This window comes from Dokdonella ginsengisoli, from assembly GCF_042652785.1.
Lineage (GTDB): Bacteria > Pseudomonadota > Gammaproteobacteria > Xanthomonadales > Rhodanobacteraceae > Dokdonella_A > Dokdonella_A ginsengisoli.
In genome coordinates, this window is record NZ_JBHSHD010000005.1 from 254707 (window position 1) to 274577 (window position 19871).

At 71.5% G+C, this 19871-nt stretch carries 12 protein-coding genes; 7 read left to right on the forward strand and 5 right to left on the reverse strand.

Annotated features, from left to right (window positions below):
* Positions 1–98 precede the first annotated feature (98 nt).
* Complete coding sequence (gene rhlB, locus ACFO6Q_RS05660; protein ID WP_380019592.1) at positions 99–1844, forward strand: ATP-dependent RNA helicase RhlB; 1746 nt, start codon at positions 99–101, stop codon at positions 1842–1844.
* Between the two features lie 56 nt (positions 1845–1900).
* Here rhlB and ACFO6Q_RS05665 read toward each other — a convergent pair whose 3' ends face one another.
* The 5 genes from ACFO6Q_RS05665 to ACFO6Q_RS05685 all read right to left on the reverse strand — a co-directional run bounded on the left by ACFO6Q_RS05665 (position 1901) and on the right by ACFO6Q_RS05685 (position 11206).
* Positions 1901–4387 carry a protein kinase domain-containing protein gene (locus ACFO6Q_RS05665; RefSeq protein ID WP_380019593.1) on the reverse strand — a complete coding sequence of 829 codons (2487 nt, stop codon included), beginning with the start codon at positions 4385–4387 and terminating at the stop codon, positions 1901–1903.
* Positions 4384–6855, reverse strand: coding sequence for a DUF3856 domain-containing protein (locus tag ACFO6Q_RS05670; protein ID WP_380019594.1), 2472 nt, complete (start codon positions 6853–6855; stop codon positions 4384–4386). Before ACFO6Q_RS05670 ends, ACFO6Q_RS05665 begins: the two co-directional genes overlap by 4 nt.
* A gap of 88 nt (positions 6856–6943) precedes the next feature.
* Positions 6944–7516, reverse strand: coding sequence for an ECF-type sigma factor (locus ACFO6Q_RS05675; protein ID WP_380019595.1), 573 nt, complete (start codon positions 7514–7516; stop codon positions 6944–6946).
* Positions 7517–7608: 92 nt separating this feature from the next.
* On the reverse strand, positions 7609–9246 hold the full coding sequence (locus ACFO6Q_RS05680) for a hypothetical protein (RefSeq protein WP_380019596.1): 1638 nt from the start codon (positions 9244–9246) through the stop codon (positions 7609–7611).
* Between the two features lie 145 nt (positions 9247–9391).
* Positions 9392–11206 carry a trypsin-like serine peptidase gene (locus ACFO6Q_RS05685; RefSeq protein ID WP_380019597.1) on the reverse strand — a complete coding sequence of 605 codons (1815 nt, stop codon included), beginning with the start codon at positions 11204–11206 and terminating at the stop codon, positions 9392–9394.
* A 179-nt stretch (positions 11207–11385) separates the two neighbouring features.
* Here ACFO6Q_RS05685 and ACFO6Q_RS05690 point away from each other — a divergent pair, with 179 nt between their 5' ends.
* From ACFO6Q_RS05690 to asnB, 6 genes are all read left to right on the forward strand, one after another.
* On the forward strand, positions 11386–12297 hold the full coding sequence (locus ACFO6Q_RS05690) for a type II secretion system protein N (RefSeq protein WP_380019598.1): 912 nt from the start codon (positions 11386–11388) through the stop codon (positions 12295–12297).
* Positions 12298–12326: 29 nt separating this feature from the next.
* Positions 12327–14375, forward strand: a complete 2049-nt coding sequence (gene gspD, locus ACFO6Q_RS05695; RefSeq protein WP_380019599.1) for a type II secretion system secretin GspD — start codon at positions 12327–12329, stop codon at positions 14373–14375.
* The gene (gene gspE / locus ACFO6Q_RS05700) at positions 14372–15865 is read left to right on the forward strand and encodes a type II secretion system ATPase GspE (RefSeq protein WP_380019600.1); all 1494 of its coding nucleotides are present in this window, start codon (positions 14372–14374) and stop codon (positions 15863–15865) included. The genes gspD and gspE overlap by 4 nt, the downstream gene beginning before the upstream one ends.
* Before the next feature lie 31 nt (positions 15866–15896).
* Positions 15897–16589 carry an alpha/beta fold hydrolase gene (locus ACFO6Q_RS05705; protein WP_380019601.1) on the forward strand — a complete coding sequence of 231 codons (693 nt, stop codon included), beginning with the start codon at positions 15897–15899 and terminating at the stop codon, positions 16587–16589.
* A gap of 114 nt (positions 16590–16703) precedes the next feature.
* A complete protein-coding gene (gspF, locus tag ACFO6Q_RS05710; protein ID WP_380019602.1) occupies positions 16704–17915 on the forward strand; it encodes a type II secretion system inner membrane protein GspF in 1212 nt (403 codons plus the stop codon).
* Complete coding sequence (gene asnB, locus ACFO6Q_RS05715) at positions 17916–19847, forward strand: asparagine synthase (glutamine-hydrolyzing) (protein ID WP_380019603.1); 1932 nt, start codon at positions 17916–17918, stop codon at positions 19845–19847. It abuts the gene before it with no gap.
* Positions 19848–19871: the final 24 nt, after the last annotated feature.

Sequence of the window (19871 nt, forward strand, 5' to 3'; positions counted from 1 at the left end):
CGCCATCTGCTACCTGCCCCGACGCGCGTAACACCGCGCCAGAGGAAAGCCCGGCCCCCGCCGCGCGCTTTCTCCCCACACCTCCAAAGTATCGATTCATGTCACAGCATCCCCTTACCGAAATCACCTTCGAAAGCTTCGACCTGCATCCGCGCCTGCTGTCGGGCCTGAATGCCGCCGGCTTCACGCGCTGCACGCCGATCCAGGCGCTGACGCTGCCGGTCGCGCTGACCGGGCGCGACGTCGCCGGCCAGGCGCAGACCGGCACCGGCAAGACCGGCGCCTTCCTCGTCGCCGTGCTCAACCGCCTGCTGACCCAGCCGGCGGTCGCCGACCGCAAGCTGACCGATCCGCGCGCCGTCATCCTCGCGCCGACGCGCGAGCTGGCGATCCAGATCGACAAGGACTTCCGCAACATCGGCCGCGACACCGGCCTCACCTCGGCCCTGATCTACGGCGGCGTCGACTACGAAAAGCAGCGCGACGCGCTCAAGGCCGGCTGCGACCTGATCATCGCCACGCCCGGGCGCCTGATCGACTACCTCAAGCAGCACGTCTTCTCGTTCAACGCGATCGAGGCGGTCGTGCTCGACGAAGCCGACCGCATGTTCGACCTCGGCTTCATCAAGGACATCCGCTTCCTGTTCCGCCGCATGCCGCCGCGCGAGCAGCGCCAGAGCATGCTGTTCTCGGCCACGCTCAGCCAGCGGGTGCTGGAGCTGGCCTACGAGCACATGAACGAAGCCGAGAAGCTCGCCGTCGAGACCGACAACGTCACCGCCGACCGCGTGCGCCAGGTGGTCTATTTCCCGGCGAAGGAAGAAAAGCTGCAGCTGCTGATCGGCCTGCTCTCGCGCGTCGACGCGCATCGCAGCATGGTCTTCGTCAACACCAAGATCGCCGCCGAGAAGGTCACGCGCGCGCTCGAACGCCAGGGCTTCTCCGTCGCCACCCTGTCCGGCGACGTGCCGCAGGCCAAGCGCGAGCGCCTGCTCGGCAAGTTCCAGAAGGGCGAGATCGAAGTCCTGGTGGCGACCGACGTCGCCGCGCGCGGCCTGCACATTCCCGACGTCAGCCACGTCTTCAACTACGACCTGCCGCACGACGCCGAGGACTACGTGCACCGCATCGGCCGCACCGCGCGCCTGGGCGCCGAGGGCGACGCGATCAGCTTCGCCTGCGATCTCTACGCGATGGGCCTGCCGGACATCGAGAAGTACATCGAACAGAAGATCCCGACCGCCTCGATCGACCCGCAGCTGCTGGTCGCGCCGCCGCCGCGCCCGCGCGCGCAGACGGCGCAGGCCGAATCCGCCGACGAAGCCGCCGACGACGCGCGCAACACCGCCGGCCCGCCGAAGAAGGACAGCGCCTCGTCGCGCTCGCGCGGACCGCGCTCTTCGTCTTCGCGCGGGAGCCACGGCGAACGCCGCGACGGCGAGCGGCGCAGCGGCAGGGGCGAGGTCGGCCGCGGCGAGCCGCTCGGCGAAGCGCGCCGCGAGACGCCCCAGCCGGTCGCCGCCGAAGCGGCTGCCGTGCCGGCGAACGACGGTACCGCGACCGCGCCGGCTGCTGCCGGTGAGGCGCCGCGCAAGCGCCGCCGCCGCGGCGGTCGCGGCCGCAACAAGCGACGCGAAGGCGAGGCGATGAACGCCACGGCCGCCGCCTCCGGCGCCGACAAGGCGGCCCCTGCGCACGGCGGCGAGCGCAAGCCGCGCCGCGAGCACGCGCCGCGCAGCGAGCGCACGATCCCGACCGCACCGCCGGGTCCGGTCGCGGCGGAGAGTTCGCCGCCGAAGCAGGGTTTCTTCCGCCGTCTCGTGCGGATGTTCACCGCGCGCTGAGCGTCTCGCGCGGTTCTCCGCGCGAGCGGTACCCGTGACGTCGCCCGCTGTGGATCTCAGCGGGCGGTCGACGCGTCGAGCGATTGCCGCAGCGCGGCCACCTTTTCGATCTGGCGCTGTCCCGCCGCACCCAGGCCGGTGAAGACCTGCTCGGCCGCGGTGAGGTCGACACGCGCGTCGTCGAGGCGGCGCTGGGCGATGCGCAGTTGCGCACGCATCCGGTAGCCGATGCCGGTGTCGCGGTTGGACTCGCCGTACGCCTCGCGCGCCTGCGCCAGCAGCGAATCGATCAGCGGCTCGGCCTCCTCCGGCCTGCCCGCGTCCATCAGCACCTGCGCCAGGCGCTGGCGCGCGCCGAAGGCCAGGCGTCCGCGCTCGCCGCTGCGCTTGCCCGCCATCGCGAGCGCGCCCTGCAGCAGCGGAACGGCTTCGTCGTAGCGGGCGAGCTTGCCGAGCAGCTCGCCGAGCTGCGCATCGGCCTTCGCCAGCGCCTCGGAATCGCCGTAGACGCGCAGCGTCGCCGATACCTTGCGCAGGTCCGCCAGCGCCTCCTCGTCGCGGTTGAGCATCGTCGCGATCGCCGCCCGGTTGCCCAGGGCGGTCAGGCCCTCGGAGGAGAGGGCCTGACGCAGCCGCTCGTATTCGGCCACCGATTCCTGCGCGCGGGCGAAGGCCTCCTCGATTCGCCCGACCTGGGCGAGCGTGATCGACAGCGTGACCAGCGCGTACGCCGATTCCCCGTCGGCGCCGTCGTGCAGCGCGCGGCGCTCGCGGATGCCCCGGTCGAGCGTGGCGATGGCGGCATCCGTATCGCCCTGCATGCGTTCGAGCCGTGCCTGCAGCGTGCGGCTCCTGCTCAGCGACTCGCGATGGCGCTCGGGCCGGGAATTCCAGTACGCCTGCGCGGCCGCCAGCAGCTCGCGCGCGCGCGCGTCGTGGCCGCGATGGTGTTCCGCGGTGGCCAGGCCGAACCGGGCCGAGGCCTGGAGATCCGGGCGGGCCTCCACGCCCGGCCACTTCAGCAACCGCTCGAGCAGCGGCGCGCCGCCGTCCGCGTCGCCGAGCGCCGCATAGATTTCGCTCAGCATCAGCGCTGTGGCCTGACCGGTCTCGGGCTGGTCCCTGAAGTACTCGAAGATGTCGTCGGCGCCCTGCCGGAGCACCTCGTCGGCGGTCAGGACGGCGCCCTCGCGTTGGCGCTGCGTGGCGTTGCGGAACATCAGCGTCAGGTACTGCTGCACGGCATTCGCGCGTTCGGCTTCGGCGACCGCCGCCTCGCGCTGCAGGCGTTCGTTGCGCGCGCTGCGCAGGGCCAGCGCGGTAGCGGCGAGCAACGCGACGGCCAACCCGAGCGCGACCGCGACTGCGACGCGATTGCGCCGCACGAACTTGCCCAGGCGATAGCCGAACGCAGTGCCGGAGGCGCGCACGGGTGCGCCGGCGAGCCAGCGCGACAGGTCCTCGGCGAACGCCTCCACGGTCGTGTAGCGCCGCGCCGGCTCCTTCGCCAGCGCCTTGTCGAGGATGCGCGTAAGGTCACCGCGCACGTCATTGCGCCAGGGCCGCAGGTGGGTGGAGCGCGCGGCGAGGCGGGCGGCGGACGCGGCGTGGCCGCCGCGCGCGATCGCCTGCGCCGGCGGCTGCGGCGGCCGTTCGCGGATCGTGTGTTCGGTCGCCGCGAGATCGCGGCGATCCAGTTCGTACGGCAGCACGCCGACGAGCAGTTCGTACAGCACCACGCCCAGCGCGTAGACGTCGGTGGCGACGCCGGCGGTCTCGCCGCCGAACTGTTCCGGCGCGGCGTATTCGGGCGTCAGCACGCCGCGATGGCCGAGGGTGGTCGGCGCCGCACCGGCGTCCTCGCCGCCGAGCAGGCGCGCGATGCCGAAGTCGAGCAGGCGCACGTGGCCGTCGGCCTCAACCAGGATGTTGCCGGGCTTGAGGTCGCGATGCACGACCAGCTGCGCGTGCGCGTACTGCACGGCGGCGCAGACGTCCAGGAAGAGCTTCACGCGCGCGCGCAGGTCGAGCGAGCGCGCATCGCACCAGCGCGTGACCGGCTCGCCGCGCACGAATTCGAGGGCGAACCACGGCCGCCCGTCCGGCGCCACGCCGCCGTCGATGAAGCGCGCCAGGTTCGGGTGCGACAGCCGCGCCAGGATGCGCCGCTCGCGCAGGAAGCGCGCGCGGATGTCGTCGAAGTCGAAGCCGCGGCGGATCAGCTTGAGCGCGACGTCCTGGCGGAAGTCGGCGCCTTCGCGTTCGCCGCGGTAGACCACGCCCATGCCGCCGCGGCCGATGCGCTCGGCGACGCGGAACGCGCCCAGGCGCGCGTCGAGCAGCGAGTCGGTCGCGTCCTCGGGCGACTCGGGCCCATCGTCCCCGCCGATCCGCTGCAGCATCGCGCGCACGCGTTCGAGCAGCGGTGGATCGTCGGTGCAGCGCGCCGCCAGCAGGCGTTCGCGCTCGAGATCGGTGTCGAGGTCGAGCGCTTCGCGCAGCAGGTGCAGGGCGGCATGGTCGGGCTCGCGTGGGCGGCTCATGGCGCATCCAGTGCCCGGCGCAGGGGCTGCATGAGCCGGATGTAGGCCTCGCCGCTCCTGCCGCCGGCGGCGAACAGCGCCGTGGCCCGGTCGAGATCGTCGCGCGCCTCGGCCTGGCGGTGTTCGGCCAGCCGCACCTGCGCGCGGGCGCGATAGGTCGTGCCGAGCAGGGTCGTGTTGGCCGCATAGCTCGCCTGCGCGATCTCCACCGCGGCCTCGGCCAGCGGCGCCGCTTCCGCCGTGCGCCCGAGGCGGGCGTACAGCTCGGCCAGGGAAACTCTCGTGGTGACCGACAGCGGGCTGCGTTGGCCGTTCTGCGCGAACGCGATGCGCAACGCTTCCTGCAGGTTCGGCAAGGCCTCGTCGAAGCGATCCAGCCGCGTCAGCACCACGCCGAGATTGTTTAGGGAGGCAGCCAGCTTGGTGGTTTCGCCGTACAGCGCACGCGTGGTGTCGGCGACGCGGCGATAGTCGCGCAGGCACTCCTCGTTCCTGCCCATCATCAAGGCGGCGTTGCCGCGGCTGTTCAGCGCGGCCATGCCGCCGTCGGAGTCGGTCTGGCCCAGGCCCTCGAAGATGCGGTAGCTCTCGTTCGCGCTGGTTTCGGCTTCCTCGTAGCGGCCGGCCTGGGTCAGTGCGTTGGACAGGGTGTTGAACAGGTTGCCGAGTTCAAAATCGTCCTTGCCGGTCAGCGTGCGGCGTTCGGCGATGGCGTTGCGCAAGGTGGTGATGGCCAGATCCACCCGGCCTTCGGCGCGCTCGATCTTGGCCTGCGTCGAGCGGCTTTCGTTGAGCAGTTCGCGCGCCGAGATCGGCTGGACGGACCAGTACGCCTGCGCCTGGTCCAGCAGCTCGCGCGCCCGCGCGGTATGGCCGCGCACCAGCTCGATCTGCGCCAGGTTGTAGCGCGCGTTCGCCTGCACCTTCGGGTTGCCGTCGATGCCGGGCCATTGCAGCAGGCGCTCCAGCAGCGGGGTCGCGCCTTCCGCGTCGCCCAGCTGCAGATACAGGTCGCTCAGCATGAGCGCGGTGGTCTGACCCGTTTCCGGCTGGTCGCGGAACTGGTCGAAGAGTTTCTCCGCGCCGGCCCGGAACACCTCGCGCACGTCGACCCGGCCCGCATCCTTCTGTGCGGCGGCGTCGCGGAACATCAGCATGACGTACTGGCGCGTGGCGTCCGAGCGCCTGGCTTCGGCCAGCGCTTCGTCGCGCTGCAGGCGCGCCTGGCGCATCTGCCAGATGGTCGCCGCCATGCCGGCCACGACGGCGGCGGCGGCCAGCGCAGCGAAGCCGACCGCGAGGCGGTTGCGCCCGACGAACTTGCGCAGGCGATAGCCGAAGGCATCGCCGGAAACGCGCACCGGCGCGCCGGCGAGCCAGCGCGAGAGATCGTCGGAAAAGCTCTGCACGCTGGCGTAGCGGCGCTCGGGCTCCTTCGCCAGCGCCTTGTCGAGGATGCGCGTGAGATCGCCACGCACTTCATGGCGATAGCCGCGCAGGCCGGTACCGCGCGCGGCCAGGCGTCGTGCGGTCGCCTCGGTACCGTCGCGCGCGATGGCCTGCGCCGGCGGCTGCGCCGGCTGCTCGCGGATCGTGCGTTCGGCCGCGGCGAGGTCGTGGCGGTCGAGCGCGTAGGGCAGCGTGCCGGCGACCAGCTCGTACAGCACCACGCCGAGCGCATAGACGTCGGTGGCGACGCCGGCGACTTCGCCGCCGAACTGCTCGGGAGCGGCGTATTCGGGCGTCAGCACGCCGCGGCTGCCGATCGTGGTCGCGGCCGTGCCGGCTTCCTCGTCGCCGAGCAGGCGCGCGATGCCGAAGTCGAGCAGGCGCGCGTGGCCGTCGTCGTCGACCAGGACGTTGCCGGGCTTGAGGTCGCGGTGCACGACCAGCCGCGCATGCGCGTACTGCACGGCGGCGCAGACGTCGAGGAACAGCCGTACGCGCGCGCGCGGGCCGAGCGCGCGCGCGTCGCACCAGTGCGTGACCGGCGAGCCGCGCACGAACTCGAGGGCGAACCACGGCCGCCCGTCCGGCGCCACGCCGCCGTCGATGAAGCGCGCCAGGCCTGGATGGTCGAGGCGGGCGAGGATGCGCCGCTCGCGCAGGAAGCGCGCGCGGATGTCGTCGAAGTCGAAACCGCGGCGGATCAGCTTGAGCGCGACGTCCTGGCGGAAGTCGGCGCCCTCGCGTTCGCCGCGGTAGACCACGCCCATGCCGCCGCGGCCGATGCGTTCGACCACGCGGAACGGACCCAGGCGCGCGCCGATCAGCGGATCCTCGTCGGTGTGGGCGGCGGGAGCTTCTTCGTCCTCGTCCTCGCCGATGCCGCGCAGCAGGGCGTTGACGCGCTCGCACAGGGCGTCGTCGGAGCCGCAGCGCTGCGAGACGAAGCCGCTGCGCTCGTCCGGCGAGGTGTCGAGCGCGTCGCGCAGGATGCGCAGGGCCAGCATGTCGCGTTCTTTCATCGCTCCCCCCGCAACGTGCCGACGGTTCCGGCCGAACGAAAAGCGCCGCCGCGCGGCTACCCAGGCGCGGCGGCGCCTGCGGACGGCTTCAGGCCGTTTCTTCCAGCCGCTCGCGCAGCCATTCGCGCGCGGCCACCCAGTCGCGCCGCGCCGTGCGCTCGGTGATGCCCAGCGTGGCGGCGACTTCGGTCACCTCCAGGCCGACGAAATAGCGCAGCTCGACGACCTTCGCCATGCGCTCGTGCGCCGATTCGAGTTCGCCCAGCGCCTGGTCCAGCGCGGCCAGGTCGGTGCCGTCGGGAATCGGCAGCTCCAGCGCCTCGGTGAAGTCGTCGCGCAGCCAGCGTCCGCCGCGCTTCTCGGTCGAGGCCTTGCGCGCGCGGTCGACCAGCACCTGCCGCATGATGCGCGCCGAGGCGTTGAGCAGGTGCGCGCCGCTCTCGAACGCGGCCGGCGTGCGTCCGAGCAGGCGCAGCAGCACTTCGTGCACGAGCGCGGTGGTCTGCAGGGTCGCGTGGCCCGGCGTCGAGCGCAGCAGGCCGGCGGCGATGCGGCGCAGGTCGGCGTAGACCAGCGGCAGCAGCCGATCGAGCGCTCCGCAGTCGCCCTCGCTCCAGCGCTGCAGCCAGCGCGTGACGCTGTCGTCTCCCGTCTCCGCCATGGACGCAAGGTAGCGCGTCCGGCGCGCGCGCGCCAAGCGCGCGTCGGCACGGACCGGCCGCGGCGGAGACGGGGGCCATCGGTCGTCCGCCGTCAATCGAAGCCGTTCGCGAAGATCACGTCGCGCCCGATGCGCGCCGTTGCGAACATCAGCGTATTGCCGGTGCCCGGGTCGCGCACGTCGCCGGTCACGCTGAACGAGCCGTTGCCGGAGGCGACGATGCCGTACAGCGCGCTGCTGGACGGGAACGTGGCTCCCGGCGGCCTCACGGCGGTGGCGAAGCGCTGCAGAAGGCTGCCGGCGTCGGTGTCGACGAAGGCGACCGACGCGGCGGGGATGAAGTCCGGCCCAACCTCGGCGTCGTCCTGTCCGGCGATCGCCAGCGTCGCGCCGTCGCGCGCAACGGCGAAAGGTGCGGCGGCGCCGTAGACCGCGCAGGCCTGGGCGTCGCCGGGGTCGTCCCAGCCGCCGAAACGCAGCTTGCCGCCGGTGCCGAAGGTGGTGACGTAGTGGCCGTCCTGGTCCAGCTTGCCCACGCCGGTGCCCGACGCGCAGGCCTGCGCGGCGCTGGCGACCACGTAGATCTCGTCGTTGTAGGGTGCGGCCGGAATGCCCAGGCCGAGCGTGCGCACGGCGATGCCGCGGTTGCGGTCTTCCTTGGTGCCGCGGTCGAACTGGACGAAGGCGAAGCCGTTGCCGCTGCCGGCACCGGTGCCGCTGCCGAAACTGGCGTCCAGGTCGCCGCTGCTGCTGAACTTGACCACCGCGGCATCCCAGTCGTTGCTGGTTGCGGTGGTCGCCGCGTACTGGCGCTCGGCGCCGACGTAGATCGGGCCCGAGCCGGTGAAGCCGCGGAAACCGATGGCGAGGCTGCGTGCGATGAGCGGACAGGCACCGGCGGTGGCGACGGCGCTCGAGCAGCCGCCGCTGGTCTGGAACAGGAACGCGATGCTGGTGCCGTCGGTGCCGAAGGTGGAGTCGCCCTCGAACGGGGTGATGCCGCCGACGTTGAAGCGGCTGAGGCGGATGTAGTTGCCCGAGCCGCCGTACACGGTGGCGGCGGCGAGCAGCTTGTACGGAGCGCCGCCGAGGGTGGCGCTGCTGAACAGCGCCATCTCGGCGCCGTCCTCGTTGAACGGGCTGGTGAACAGCGTGAAGTGGCCGAGGAAGCGGCCCGTTTCGCCGGCGACGTCGGAGAAGATCAGCAGCTGCACGTCGCGGCTTTCGCCGTCCGGCGTGTGGTCGACCATGACGTAGATGCGGTCGCCGATGGTCTTGACGTCCTTGACGGCGGTGAAGCGCGGAGTGAGCTGTCCGCCGAGGTTGCTGCCAGGATAGATCAGGTACTGGTTGCCGAAGTTGCCGTACGGCGAGGAGGAGAAGGTCCACGCCACGCGCTGGCCGGATGCGTCGTAGCGCACCAGGCCGATGTGGAACTGTCCGTCCGGCGGATCGGGCTGGTTGTAGGCCGGCACCAGGCCGACCGCGACGACGTCGCCGTTCGACAGGCGCGCCAGCTTGCGGCCGCGGTAGTTGGCGCTGCTGGAGCCGGCGAAGCGGTCGAGGAAGAACGCGCCGCCGTTGAAGCCCGGATCCAGTCCGTAGCCGCCGGCCTGCGTTTCCCAGGCGATTTCGGTGTCGGGCTCGGGCGGCTTGTCGGCGGCGAGCGCGGCGCCGACGGGAAGCAGGAAGGCGAGGCACGGGAGGATTCGGACGAGTCGATGAAGCATGGCGTATCCCTCAGGGCTGTGCCGGCACGCCGCCGGCTCGCTCGGGGATACGGGGAATTCCGCCGTCGCCGGACATCGCGCCGGAAACGAAAGCGCCGCCGGCTGGAAGCCGGCGGCGCCGGGCGCGGCGAGGGCGCGCGGTGCGTCAATCGAAACCGTCGGCGAAGACCACGTCGTCGGGCTGCTGCACGAAGCTGGCGGTGACGCTGCAGTCCGCGTGCACCGGATCGGTGGTGAACACGCTGCCGGCGAGGCTGCCGCCGCAGCTGCTGCTGACCGCGTCGATCACGTAGCCGGCGTCCGGGGTCAGGCTGAAGCTCGCGGTCCAGCCGTCCTCGATCGTCTGCGCGCCGGCCGGCGAGATGCCGCCGCCACCGCCGGCCGCGGCGGTGACGGTCCAGTTGAAGCCGCTGTCCGTGGTCACGGTGAGCAGGTCGGCGATGACGCCGTAGTTGTTGCAGTCCGCGCGCGCGCCGCCGCAGTAGTTCATGCCGCCGTATTCGCCGCCGGCGCCGGCGATCCAGCCGACGTAGTACTGGCCCGGACTCACGCTCGACGGCAGGCGCAGCTGCATGCCGGCGTGGACGTAGTTGTACGCGGCCAGCGAGCCGAGGCTGGCGCTGCCGAGGTAGAGATCACCGGTGGTGATGTTGGTATCCCACGAGGCGTAGAAGTCAACCGTGACCGGACCGCTGGCGGCCCAGCCGTTGTTGACCACGTTGTAGTCGAACGCGATCTCGCCGCGGCGGCCGACGACCGGCGTGGACAGTCCCTTCAGCGGCGTCTCGTAGTAGTAGAACTCCTCGCCCAGGTCGACCAGCCACTGCGGCGGCCGCTCGGTCTGGTCGGTGGTCGAGCTGGTGGAGAAATAGTTCTCCTCGTCGGTGGTGTAGCGTGTCGCTTCGGCGTTGCCGTTGCGGTCGGAGGTGGAGTTGGTGCCGAGGATGTAGCGGTTGCCGTCGACGTAGCGCCACACCGGGCCGCCGCTGTGGCCGCCGTAGGTGTAGGCGTACATCGGGATGCGGAAGTCGTTGTAGTCGTGGCCGTTGCCGGCGTCGTAGCCGGGGTACTGCACCAGCGTGCCGGCGGGCACGTAGGGCGTCTCGGCTGGGTAGCCGGAGTAGTTGAGGTTGGGTTCCTCCACGCCCCAGGCGCGCCCCATCCAGCCGACGCGGTCGCCCATCGGGCGGTCCAGCGTGACGAAGCCCCAGTCGCAGTCCCAGTCGGCGTCGACGGTCCAGCACGACCAGCTGCGCAGCAGCGTCGCGCGCGCCTCGCCGAACGGCTGGTCGGCCTCGCCGCTCGGCGTGATCAGGTCGGTCTGCGCCGGGAAGGCCCAGACCTCGTCGGCCCATTGCTGGTCGGAGGTGTTGCCGTCGCGGTTCGGATCGAAGTTGTACAGGCAGTGGCCGGCGGTCATCAGGTGGAAGCCGTCGAAGGTCTCCGCCGAGCAGACGTACCACCAGTTGCCGAAGCGCATGACGAGCTTGTAGATCGTGCGCCACGGATAGTCGCGCACGTAGTAGCTCGGGCCCGGCGGCGTGGCCTGGATCTGCGCCGGCACGGAGCGGTGCGTGCCGGCGGTGGCGGCGGCAGGCCCTTCGAGCGGAGCGCCGGCATCGGCGGAGCTTTCCAGTTCGCCCGGGAAGCCCTCCACCGAGCCGGGCCGCGCGAGCAGGGCCGGCACCGGATCGACCCGGCGGCTGCGCACCTCGCCGCTGAGCAGGTCCTTCTCGTGGCCGAGATTCTTGACCGGCGGCACGCCTTCCGGCGTGCGGCGCCATTCCGGCCGCGGCTGCGGCGCCGGCGGCGCGTTGCGCATCAGGTCGTTCCAGTCCTGGTAGGTCGGCGGTTCGGCGGCCTGCGCGGCGATCGCGAGACCTCCGAGCAGACAGGCGAGCAGGCCGGTGAGCAGCGTGCGATGCCGGCGCAGCGTAAAGCGGAAGACGAGCGGTTTCATCGAAGATTCCCCGTTTGGCAGACGCGCCCGATACGAGCGCTTGTCAGGTCGTTACGCCGAAACGCGGGAATTGCCGACAGACGCCTGCGCCGCCGTCGGCCAAAGCGGGAATTGCGCCGCCCCGCGCGTCGTCGCCGTTTGCTACGCTTGCGCGTCTTTTCTCGCAGGGGGCGTTGCGCATGGCGCGGCGCGGATTGGCCATCGACCGCGGTCGCTACGCCGGAACGGCGGCCTGGGCCTGTTGCGCGCTGTTCGGCGCGCTGGCGCTGTGGCTGCTCGTGCGCCTGGTCTGGCAGCTGCTGCCGCAGGGCGAGGCGGGGCTCTCCGGCGAGCGCGCACAGCCGGCCGGCGCCGTGCCGGTCGCCGTCGCGGCACGTTCGGTCGCCAGCTGGCACCTGTTCGGCCAGACGCCGCGCCGGGCCGGTGCCGCCGGCGAGGCGGCGTCGACCCTGTCGCTGATCCTGCGCGGCACCGTCGCGCAGAGCGATCCGCAATCCGGCCTGGCCGTGGTCGCCGGCGCCGACGGCAGCGAACGCGCGTTCCGCGTCGGCGAGGAAGTCGTGCCCGGCGTGCGCCTGGCCGCCGTCCATCCCGATCGCATCGTGCTGTCGCGCGGCGGCGCCGAGGAAACCCTGCGCCTGCCGCGCGAGCGCAATCTCGCGCCCGCCGACATCGTGCGTCCGGCGCCGGCCACCGCGAGCAGCCGCACGCCGCGCCCGGCCGGCAGCGCCGCGAGAACGGCGCCGGCCGCCGCGCCCGGCGTGCAGGCGGTGAAGGTGACCGACGACGCGCAGCAGGCGCTCGCGCGCCTGCGCCAGAATCCCGACGAGCTGATGAAGCGCGTGCCGGTGGTGCCGGTGCTCGACGGCGGCCGCCTGACCGGCGTGCGCGTCGCGCCGGGCGCGGACACGGCGCTGCTCGGCCAGTTCGGCCTGCGCTCCGGCGACGTCGTCACCGCGGTCGACGGACAGGCGGTCGACTCGTTCGCGCGCGGCCAGCAGATCCTATCTAGCCTGGCGACCGCGAAATCGGCGCGCGTGACCGTGCTGCGCGACGGCAAGCCGGTCGAACTCGACGTCGGCCTGCAATGAATCACTTCGAACACCGGGGATCTTCCGCAATGCGTTTTCTGCCGCTCGCCTTCGCTCTTCTCGCGGCGCTGCACGGCGCAGCCGCTCTGGCGCAGGCCGCGCCCGAGCCGCAGCCCGGCCATGCGCGCACCGCCGACGGCCGTCACACGCTGAACCTCAAGGACGCCGACATCCAGGCGCTGATCGCCACGGTCAGCGAGATCACCGGCAAGAACTTCATCGTCGGCCCGAGCGTGCAGGGCAAGGTCACGGTCGTCTCGGCGCAGCCGATGCGCCCGGACGAGATCTACGACGTGTTCCTGTCCGTGCTGCGCGTGCACGGGCTGGCCGCGGTGCCTTCCGGCAGCATGATCAAGATCGTGCCCGAAGCGATGGCGCAGCAGGACGGCGGCTCCGGGCTCGGCGCCGCGCGCGCCGAGTCGTCCGACGAAATCGTCACGCAGATCGTGCCGGTCAAGCACGTCTCGGCGGCCGAACTGGTGGCGATCCTGCGTCCGCTGCTGCCGCAGGGCGGCCAGCTGCTGTCGCACGCGACGTCCAATTCGCTGGTGGTGTCCGATCGCGCCGGCAATGTGAAGCGCCTGGTCGACATCGTGCAGCGCATCGACACGGTGTCCGACGCGCAGGTCGAGGTGGTGCCGCTGCGCCACGCCAACGCCTCGGAACTGGCGCGCACGCTGACCTCGCTGGCCGACGACAAGACCGCGCAGGCGAACGGCGACGCCTCGCGCGTGTTCGCCGACACGCGCACCAACTCGGTCCTGCTGGCCGGCTCGAAGAACGGGCGCCTGAAGCTGCGCGCACTGATCGCGCACCTGGACTCGCCGGTGGTGGACGGCGGCGACACCCAGGTCGTCTACCTGCGCTACGCGAACGCCAAGGACCTGGTGCCGATCCTGCAGGGCGTCGCCGCCACGCTCAGCGGCAGCGCGCCGCCGACCGCGGCCAAGCCCGGCGAAAGCGCCGGCGGCCTCGCCTCGCCGGCGACGATCCAGGCGCACGAGGAAACCAACGCGCTGATCATCAGCGCGCCGCCGGCGATCTTCCGCTCGCTCTCGGCCGTCGTGCGGCAGCTGGACATCCGCCGCAGCCAGGTGCTGATCGAGGCGGTGATCGCCGAGGTCGCCGACCAGACCGCCAGCGAACTGGGCGTGCAATGGCAGGTGGCCGGCAACAAGCACATCATCGGCGGCACCAACTTCACCGGTCCGTCCACCGGCAACAACATCCTCTCGGCGGCGATCAACCCGTTCGGCGTCGGCAACGGCTTCAACCTCGGTTACGTCGCCGGCACGATCGCCGGTCCCGACGGCAAGCCGATCGCCCAGCTCGGCGCGCTGATCAGCGCGCTGCGCGGCGACGGCAAGTCCAACATCCTGTCCACGCCCTCGGTGCTGACCCTGGACAACCAGGAAGCGCAGATCAAGGTCGCGCAGGAAGTGCCGTTCCTGACCGGCCAGTACACCACCAACGCCTCGCTCGGCGGCGGCAACACGCCCTCCAACGGCATCACCAATCCGTTCCAGACCATCGAGCGCAAGGACGTCGGCCTCGTGCTGAAGGTCAAGCCGCAGATCAACGAAGGCGAATCGGTGCGCCTGGACATCCACCAGGAAGTCTCCTCGCTGGCGCCGACCGTGACCGGTGCGGTCGACCTGATCACCAACAAGCGCGAGCTGACGACCAGCGTGCTGGTCAAGGACGACGCGCTGCTGGTGCTCGGCGGCCTGATCGACAACCAGCTCAAGGACAACGTGCAGAAGGTGCCCGCGCTCGGCGACATCCCGCTGCTCGGCAACCTGTTCCGCTACCGCTCCAACGACCACCAGAAGCGCGACCTGATGGTGTTCCTGCATCCGAAGATCCTGCGCGACGAGGCGACCGAGGCTTCGGTGTCGAGCGAGAAGTACAACTACATGCGCACCGAGCAGCTGCAGATGCGCCAGGAGGACTGGCCGATCACGCCGCGTTCGCAGCGGCCGCTGCTGCCGGAAGTGCACGATTTCCTCGCCAGCCCGTCGCTCGACGGGCAGCCGAACCTGGCGCAGCCGACCGCGCCGGCCACGCCGCGCCGATGAGCGACGCCGCCGGCAAGCCCGCGCAGCGGCCGAGCTTCGGCTTCGCGCGCCGTCACGGCGTGGCGCTGACCGGCTGGCGCGACGGCGTCGCCGAGATCGCCTGCCGTCCCGGCGCGCGCACCGAGGTGCTGGCCGAACTGCGCCGCCATCTCGGCGCGCCGCTCGCCTTCACCACGTTCGCACCGCCCGAGTTCGAGCGCCTGCTGCGCGACCTGTACGAGCAGGGCGACGACGCGCGCACGATGGTGTCCGACCTCGACGAACGACTGGACCTGAAGGCCGTCGCCGACGAGCTGCCCGAGCCGGAAGACCTGCTCGAGAGCGAGGACGACGCGCCGATCATCCGCCTGATCAACGCGCTGCTGACCGAGGCGGTCAAGGAAGGCGCCTCCGACATCCACATCGAGCCGTACGAGAACCGTCTCGTCGTGCGCTTCCGCATCGACGGCGTGCTGCGCGAGGTGCTCGCGCCGCAGAAGGCGATCGCCAGCGCGGTGGTCAGCCGCATCAAGGTCATGGCCAAGCTCGACATCGCCGAACGGCGCCTGCCGCAGGACGGCCGCATCGGCCTGCGCATCGCCGGACGGCCGGTGGACGTGCGCGTGTCGACGATTCCGGCCGGGCGCGGCGAGCGCGTCGTGCTGCGCCTGCTCGACAAGCAGGCCGGCAAGCTCGACCTGGCCCAGCTCGGCATGGCCGAGGCGATGCGGCTGCGGCTGGAAGACCTGATCGCGCGCCCGCACGGCATCCTGCTCGTCACCGGCCCGACCGGTTCGGGCAAGTCGACCACGCTGTACGGTTCGCTGCTGCGCCTGAACGACAGCTCGCGCAACATCATGACGGTCGAGGACCCGATCGAGTACTACCTCGACGGCGTCGGCCAGACCCAGGTCAACCCGCGCGTGGACATGACCTTCGCGCGCGGCCTGCGCGCGATCCTGCGCCAGGACCCGGACGTGGTCATGGTCGGCGAAATCCGCGACCTGGAAACCGCCGAGATCGCCGTGCAGGCCTCGCTGACCGGCCATCTCGTGCTGTCCACGCTGCACACGAACTCGGCGGTCGGCGCAGTCACGCGGCTGCGCGACATGGGCGTGGAGCCGTTCCTGCTGTCGTCGAGCCTGATCGGCGTGCTGGCGCAGCGCCTGGTGCGCGTGCTCGATCCGGCGACGCGCGAGGCGTACGCGGCGACGCCGGGCGAACTCGCCGCGTTCGGCCAGCCGGCCGACGCGAAGGTCACGCTGTACCGGCCGCGTGCCGACCTCGCCGCCCATGCGCGCCACTCCGGCTACCGCGGCCGCACCGGCCTGTACGAACTGGTGCCGGTTGACGAGGCCATCCGCCGCCTGATCCACGAGGGCGCATCGGAAGCCGAGCTCGAGCGCCACGCGCGCACGCGCTCGGCCTCGATCCTCGACGACGGCTGGCGCAAGTGCGTGGCGGGCGTCACCTCGACCGAGGAAGTGCTGCGCGTCACGCGGGAAGAGTAAGGCCAAGGCCGGTGATCGAGGGCGCCGCCGCATGACCGGGAAGACCTGGGTGCTGCTGCCCGGGCTCGACGGCAGCGGGCTGCTCTTCGAGGAATTCGTGCGGTGCCGGCCGCGGGCCAATGTCAGCATCGTGCGCTATCCGCTCGATCCTTCGTGGCGGCTCGACGACTACGTGGACCATGTCGAAGCGGCGATCGAGGCCGTCTTGCCTTGCGTCGTCGTCGCGGAGTCGTTTTCCGGGCCGATTGCCCTGAGACTGCAGCGACGCAACCGGAGGGTCGCCGGCGTCGTACTGGCTGCGAGCTTCGTGGAGCGCCCCAATCCCTTGCTCGGTCTCGTGCCGCTGGAGTCGATCGGTGCGCGCTGGCAGCACGCGCTCACGTCGATGGCGCTCGTTCGGCTGATGTGCCTGGACTTCCATGCGTCCGCCGGGCTCGCTTCGGCCGTTCAGCGCGTCGTGCGCGCCTTGCCGATCGAAGTCGTACGTTCGCGCCTGCGCCTGCTGCGCGATCTCGACGAGCGTGCGACGCTGGAAAGCCTGGACGTGCCCTGGCTCGCGCTGGTCCCCCGGAGCGATCGTCTGGTTCCGTTCAGCGCGTTTCCGGCGGGCGGGCTGGGAGAAGTGGCGAGCGTCGACGGCCCTCACTTTCTCCTGCAGGCTCGTCCCGAAGCCTGCTGGCGATCGATCGAAGCCTGGTCGGCGGAGCGTCTGTCCGGAATCTGAGTCCTTTCGCGCGCGGCGGCGTACGGGAAGACCGAAATCCGTCGAGCGATCGGCGCGACTTCAACGGCCTTTGCTGAAAGAATACGCGCCCGGTCACTCATCCCGCCCGTATCGATGCCCGCCTTCGCGTACCAGGCCCTCGACGCCTCCGGCAAGACCCAGCGCGGCGTGCTCCAGGGCGACACCGCGCGCGCGGTACGCGGCTCGCTGCGCGAGCGCGGCCTCAATCCGCTCAGCGTCGAGGAAGTACGCGAAGGGGCGGCGCGCCGGCGCGGCGCGTTTTCGCCGCACGGCCTGAGCGCGGTGCAGCTCGCCCTGCTGACGCGCCAGCTGTCCACGCTCATCGGCGCCGGCCTGCCGATCGACGAGGCGCTGGCCGCGCTGTCGGAGCAGGCGGAGAACGAGCGCCAGCGCGGCCTGACCATGAGCCTGCGCGCGCGCGTGATGGAAGGCGCGAGCCTGGCGCAGGCGCTGGGCGATTTCCCGGAGAGCTTTCCCGAGATCTTCCGCGCGACCGTCGCCGCCGGCGAGCAGTCCGGCCGGCTCGAATCCGTGCTCGACCGGCTCGCCGACTACGCCGAGGCGCGCGACGCGCTGAAGCAGAAGATGCTCGCGGCGCTGGCGTATCCGCTGCTGCTGAGCCTGGTCGCGATCGCGGTGGTCACCGGGCTGCTGACCTGGGTCGTGCCGCAGATCGTCGGCGTGTTCCAGAACCTGCATCAGACGTTGCCGCTGGCGACGCGCGTGCTGATCGCCGTCTCGGCGTTCCTGCGCAGCTGGGGCTGGGCGATCCTCGTGCTGCTGGTGGTGGCGGTCGTCGCCGCGCGCGTCGCGTTGCGCAGCGAGGCGATGCGCCATCGCTGGCACGGCTGGCTGCTGCGCCTGCCGCTGGTCGGCCGGTTGACGCGCGCGGCGAACACCGCACGCGCGACGCGCACCCTGGCGCTGCTGGCCGGCAGCGCGGTGCCGCTGCTCGACGCGCTCGGCATCGCCGCACAGGTGGTGCCGAACCTGCCGATGCGCGAGGCGCTCAAGCGCGCCGCGTTCAAGGTGCGCGAGGGCAGCGCGTTCTCGCGTGCGCTCGGCGAGAGCGGCCTGTTCCCGCCGGTCGCGCTGCGCCTGATCGCCAGCGGCGAGCGTTCCGGCGAGCTGCCGCGCATGCTCGAGGAGGCCGCGCAGCAGCAGCAGCGCGAACTCGATCGCTGGCTGACCGCATTGACCGCCGTGCTCGGCCCGGCGGTGATCCTCGCGGTCGGCGCGATGGTGCTGTTCATCGTGCTGGCGATCCTGCTGCCGATCTTCAACCTCAACCAGATGGTGAAATAGGTGTGCGGGATCGCGGGATGCTGGGAGCCGCAGGCGGGCCGCGACGCGGACGCGCTCGCCGCGCTGGCGCGGCGCATGGGACAGACCCTGCATCATCGCGGCCCCGACGACGACGGCGTCTTCGTCGAGGCGGCGGCCGGGCTGGCGCTGGCGCACCGGCGCCTGGCGATCATCGACCTGACGCCGCTCGGGCATCAGCCGATGCCGTCGGCCGATGCGCGCTACGTCATCGTCTACAACGGCGAGATCTACAATTTCGAAGAAGTGCGCAGCGAGCTGGCGGCGCGCGGCCATTCCTTTCGCGGCCATTCCGACACCGAGGTGCTGCTGGCCGCGATCGTCGAATGGGGCATCGACGGCGCGCTGTCGCGCTGTGACGGCATGTTCGCCTTCGCGCTGTGGGACCGGGCCGAGCGGCAGCTGTGGCTGGCGCGCGATCGCGTCGGCAAGAAGCCGCTGTACTACGGGCGCACCCCGCACGGTCTGGTGTTCGGCTCGGAGCTGAAGGCGCTGCTCGGCCATCCGCGCTTCGAGCCGGAGATCGACACCGATGCGCTGACCTCGCTGCTGCGCTACGACTACATTCCGGCGCCGCGTTCGATCTACCGCGAGGTGCGCAAGCTCGAAGCCGGGCATTGCGTCCGTTTCGACGAAGCGACGCTGGCCGGAACCGGCTGGCCTCCGTCGCGCCCGTTCTGGGACGCGCAGGCGCGGATCCGCGCGGCGCTGGCGAACCCGTTCGGCGGCAGCGAGGAAGACGCCCTGGCCGCGCTCGACGAGCTTCTGCGCTCGGCCGTGCGACTGCGCCTGCACGCCGACGTGCCGGTCGGTCTGTTCCTGTCCGGCGGCACCGATTCCTCGCTGATCGCGGCGCTGGCGCAGCGCGAGAGCGCGCAACCGGTGCAGAGCTTCACGATCGCGTTCGCCGACCGGCACGACGTCGACGGTGCCTACGCGCGCAGGATCGCCGCGCACCTGGGCACCGCGCACACCGAGTTCCGGGTCAGCGGCGCCGACGCGCTGGCCGTCGTGCCGCGCCTGCCGGAGATCTACGACGAGCCGTTCGCGGACGTCTCGATGGTCCCGAGCGTGCTGGTCGCCCAGCTGGCGCGCCGGCAGGTCAAGGTCGCGTTGTCGGGCGACGGCGGCGACGAGCTGTTCTTCGGGTATTCGCGCTATCTGCGCGCGTTGCGCAACTGGCGCTGGCATGCGTACCTGCCGCAGGGACTGCGGCGCCTGCTCGGCCGCTGGCTGGTGCGCGGCGACCTGGAGATCGCACGCACCGGCGGCCTGCGCACGATCGGCATGGAGATGGCCGCCGAGGACATCGACGGCATCTATCTCAACCGCATCAGCCGCTGGCGCTCGCCGCTGCGCGTCGTGCATGGCGCCGAGGAACCGCCCACCGCCTACACCGCGCGCCCTCTCGCCGACGCCGGGCTGTCGCCGGCGCAGCGCATGATGAGCCTGGATTTCCTCGCGTACCTGCCCGAGGACGTGCTGGTCAAGCTCGATCGCAGCGGCATGTCGGTGGGCCTGGAAGCACGCTCGCCGCTGCTCGATTCGCGCGTCGCCGAGTTCGCCTTCTCGCTGCCCGACGCGATGCGTGCGCGAGAAAGCGAACCCAAGCACTTGCTGAAGGCCCTGCTGCGACGGTACCTGCCCGACGAACTGGTCGACCGTCCGAAAGCCGGTTTCGGCGCGCCGGTCGGATCGTGGCTGAGCGGGCCGTTGCGCGAATGGGCCGACGACCTGCTGTCGGAAGAGAGCCTGCGCCGCGATAATCTGCTCGATGCCTCGTCCGTGCTGCGGCGCTGGAATGCGTTCAAGCGCGGCGAGCGCAAATGGCACACGCACCTTTGGAGCGTCGTGATGTTGCAGAGCTGGCTGGCCTGGCAGCGCGACTTCCGCGCCGCGCGGAGGAGCGCATGAAATCGGTACGCAACGGCGGGGAAT

Bases quoted from the DNA above. Each gene is read 5' to 3' on its own strand.
- rhlB (WP_380019592.1), top strand. From the start codon at position 99: ATGTCACAGCATCCCCTTACCGAAATCACCTTCGAAAGCTTCGACCTG.
- ACFO6Q_RS05665 (WP_380019593.1), bottom strand. From the start codon at position 4,387: ATGAGCCGCCCACGCGAGCCCGACCATGCCGCCCTGCACCTGCTGCGC.
- ACFO6Q_RS05670 (WP_380019594.1), bottom strand. From the start codon at position 6,855: ATGAAAGAACGCGACATGCTGGCCCTGCGCATCCTGCGCGACGCGCTC.
- ACFO6Q_RS05675 (WP_380019595.1), bottom strand. From the start codon at position 7,516: ATGGCGGAGACGGGAGACGACAGCGTCACGCGCTGGCTGCAGCGCTGG.
- ACFO6Q_RS05680 (WP_380019596.1), bottom strand. From the start codon at position 9,246: ATGCTTCATCGACTCGTCCGAATCCTCCCGTGCCTCGCCTTCCTGCTT.
- ACFO6Q_RS05685 (WP_380019597.1), bottom strand. From the start codon at position 11,206: ATGAAACCGCTCGTCTTCCGCTTTACGCTGCGCCGGCATCGCACGCTG.
- ACFO6Q_RS05690 (WP_380019598.1), top strand. From the start codon at position 11,386: ATGGCGCGGCGCGGATTGGCCATCGACCGCGGTCGCTACGCCGGAACG.
- gspD (WP_380019599.1), top strand. From the start codon at position 12,327: ATGCGTTTTCTGCCGCTCGCCTTCGCTCTTCTCGCGGCGCTGCACGGC.
- gspE (WP_380019600.1), top strand. From the start codon at position 14,372: ATGAGCGACGCCGCCGGCAAGCCCGCGCAGCGGCCGAGCTTCGGCTTC.
- ACFO6Q_RS05705 (WP_380019601.1), top strand. From the start codon at position 15,897: ATGACCGGGAAGACCTGGGTGCTGCTGCCCGGGCTCGACGGCAGCGGG.
- gspF (WP_380019602.1), top strand. From the start codon at position 16,704: ATGCCCGCCTTCGCGTACCAGGCCCTCGACGCCTCCGGCAAGACCCAG.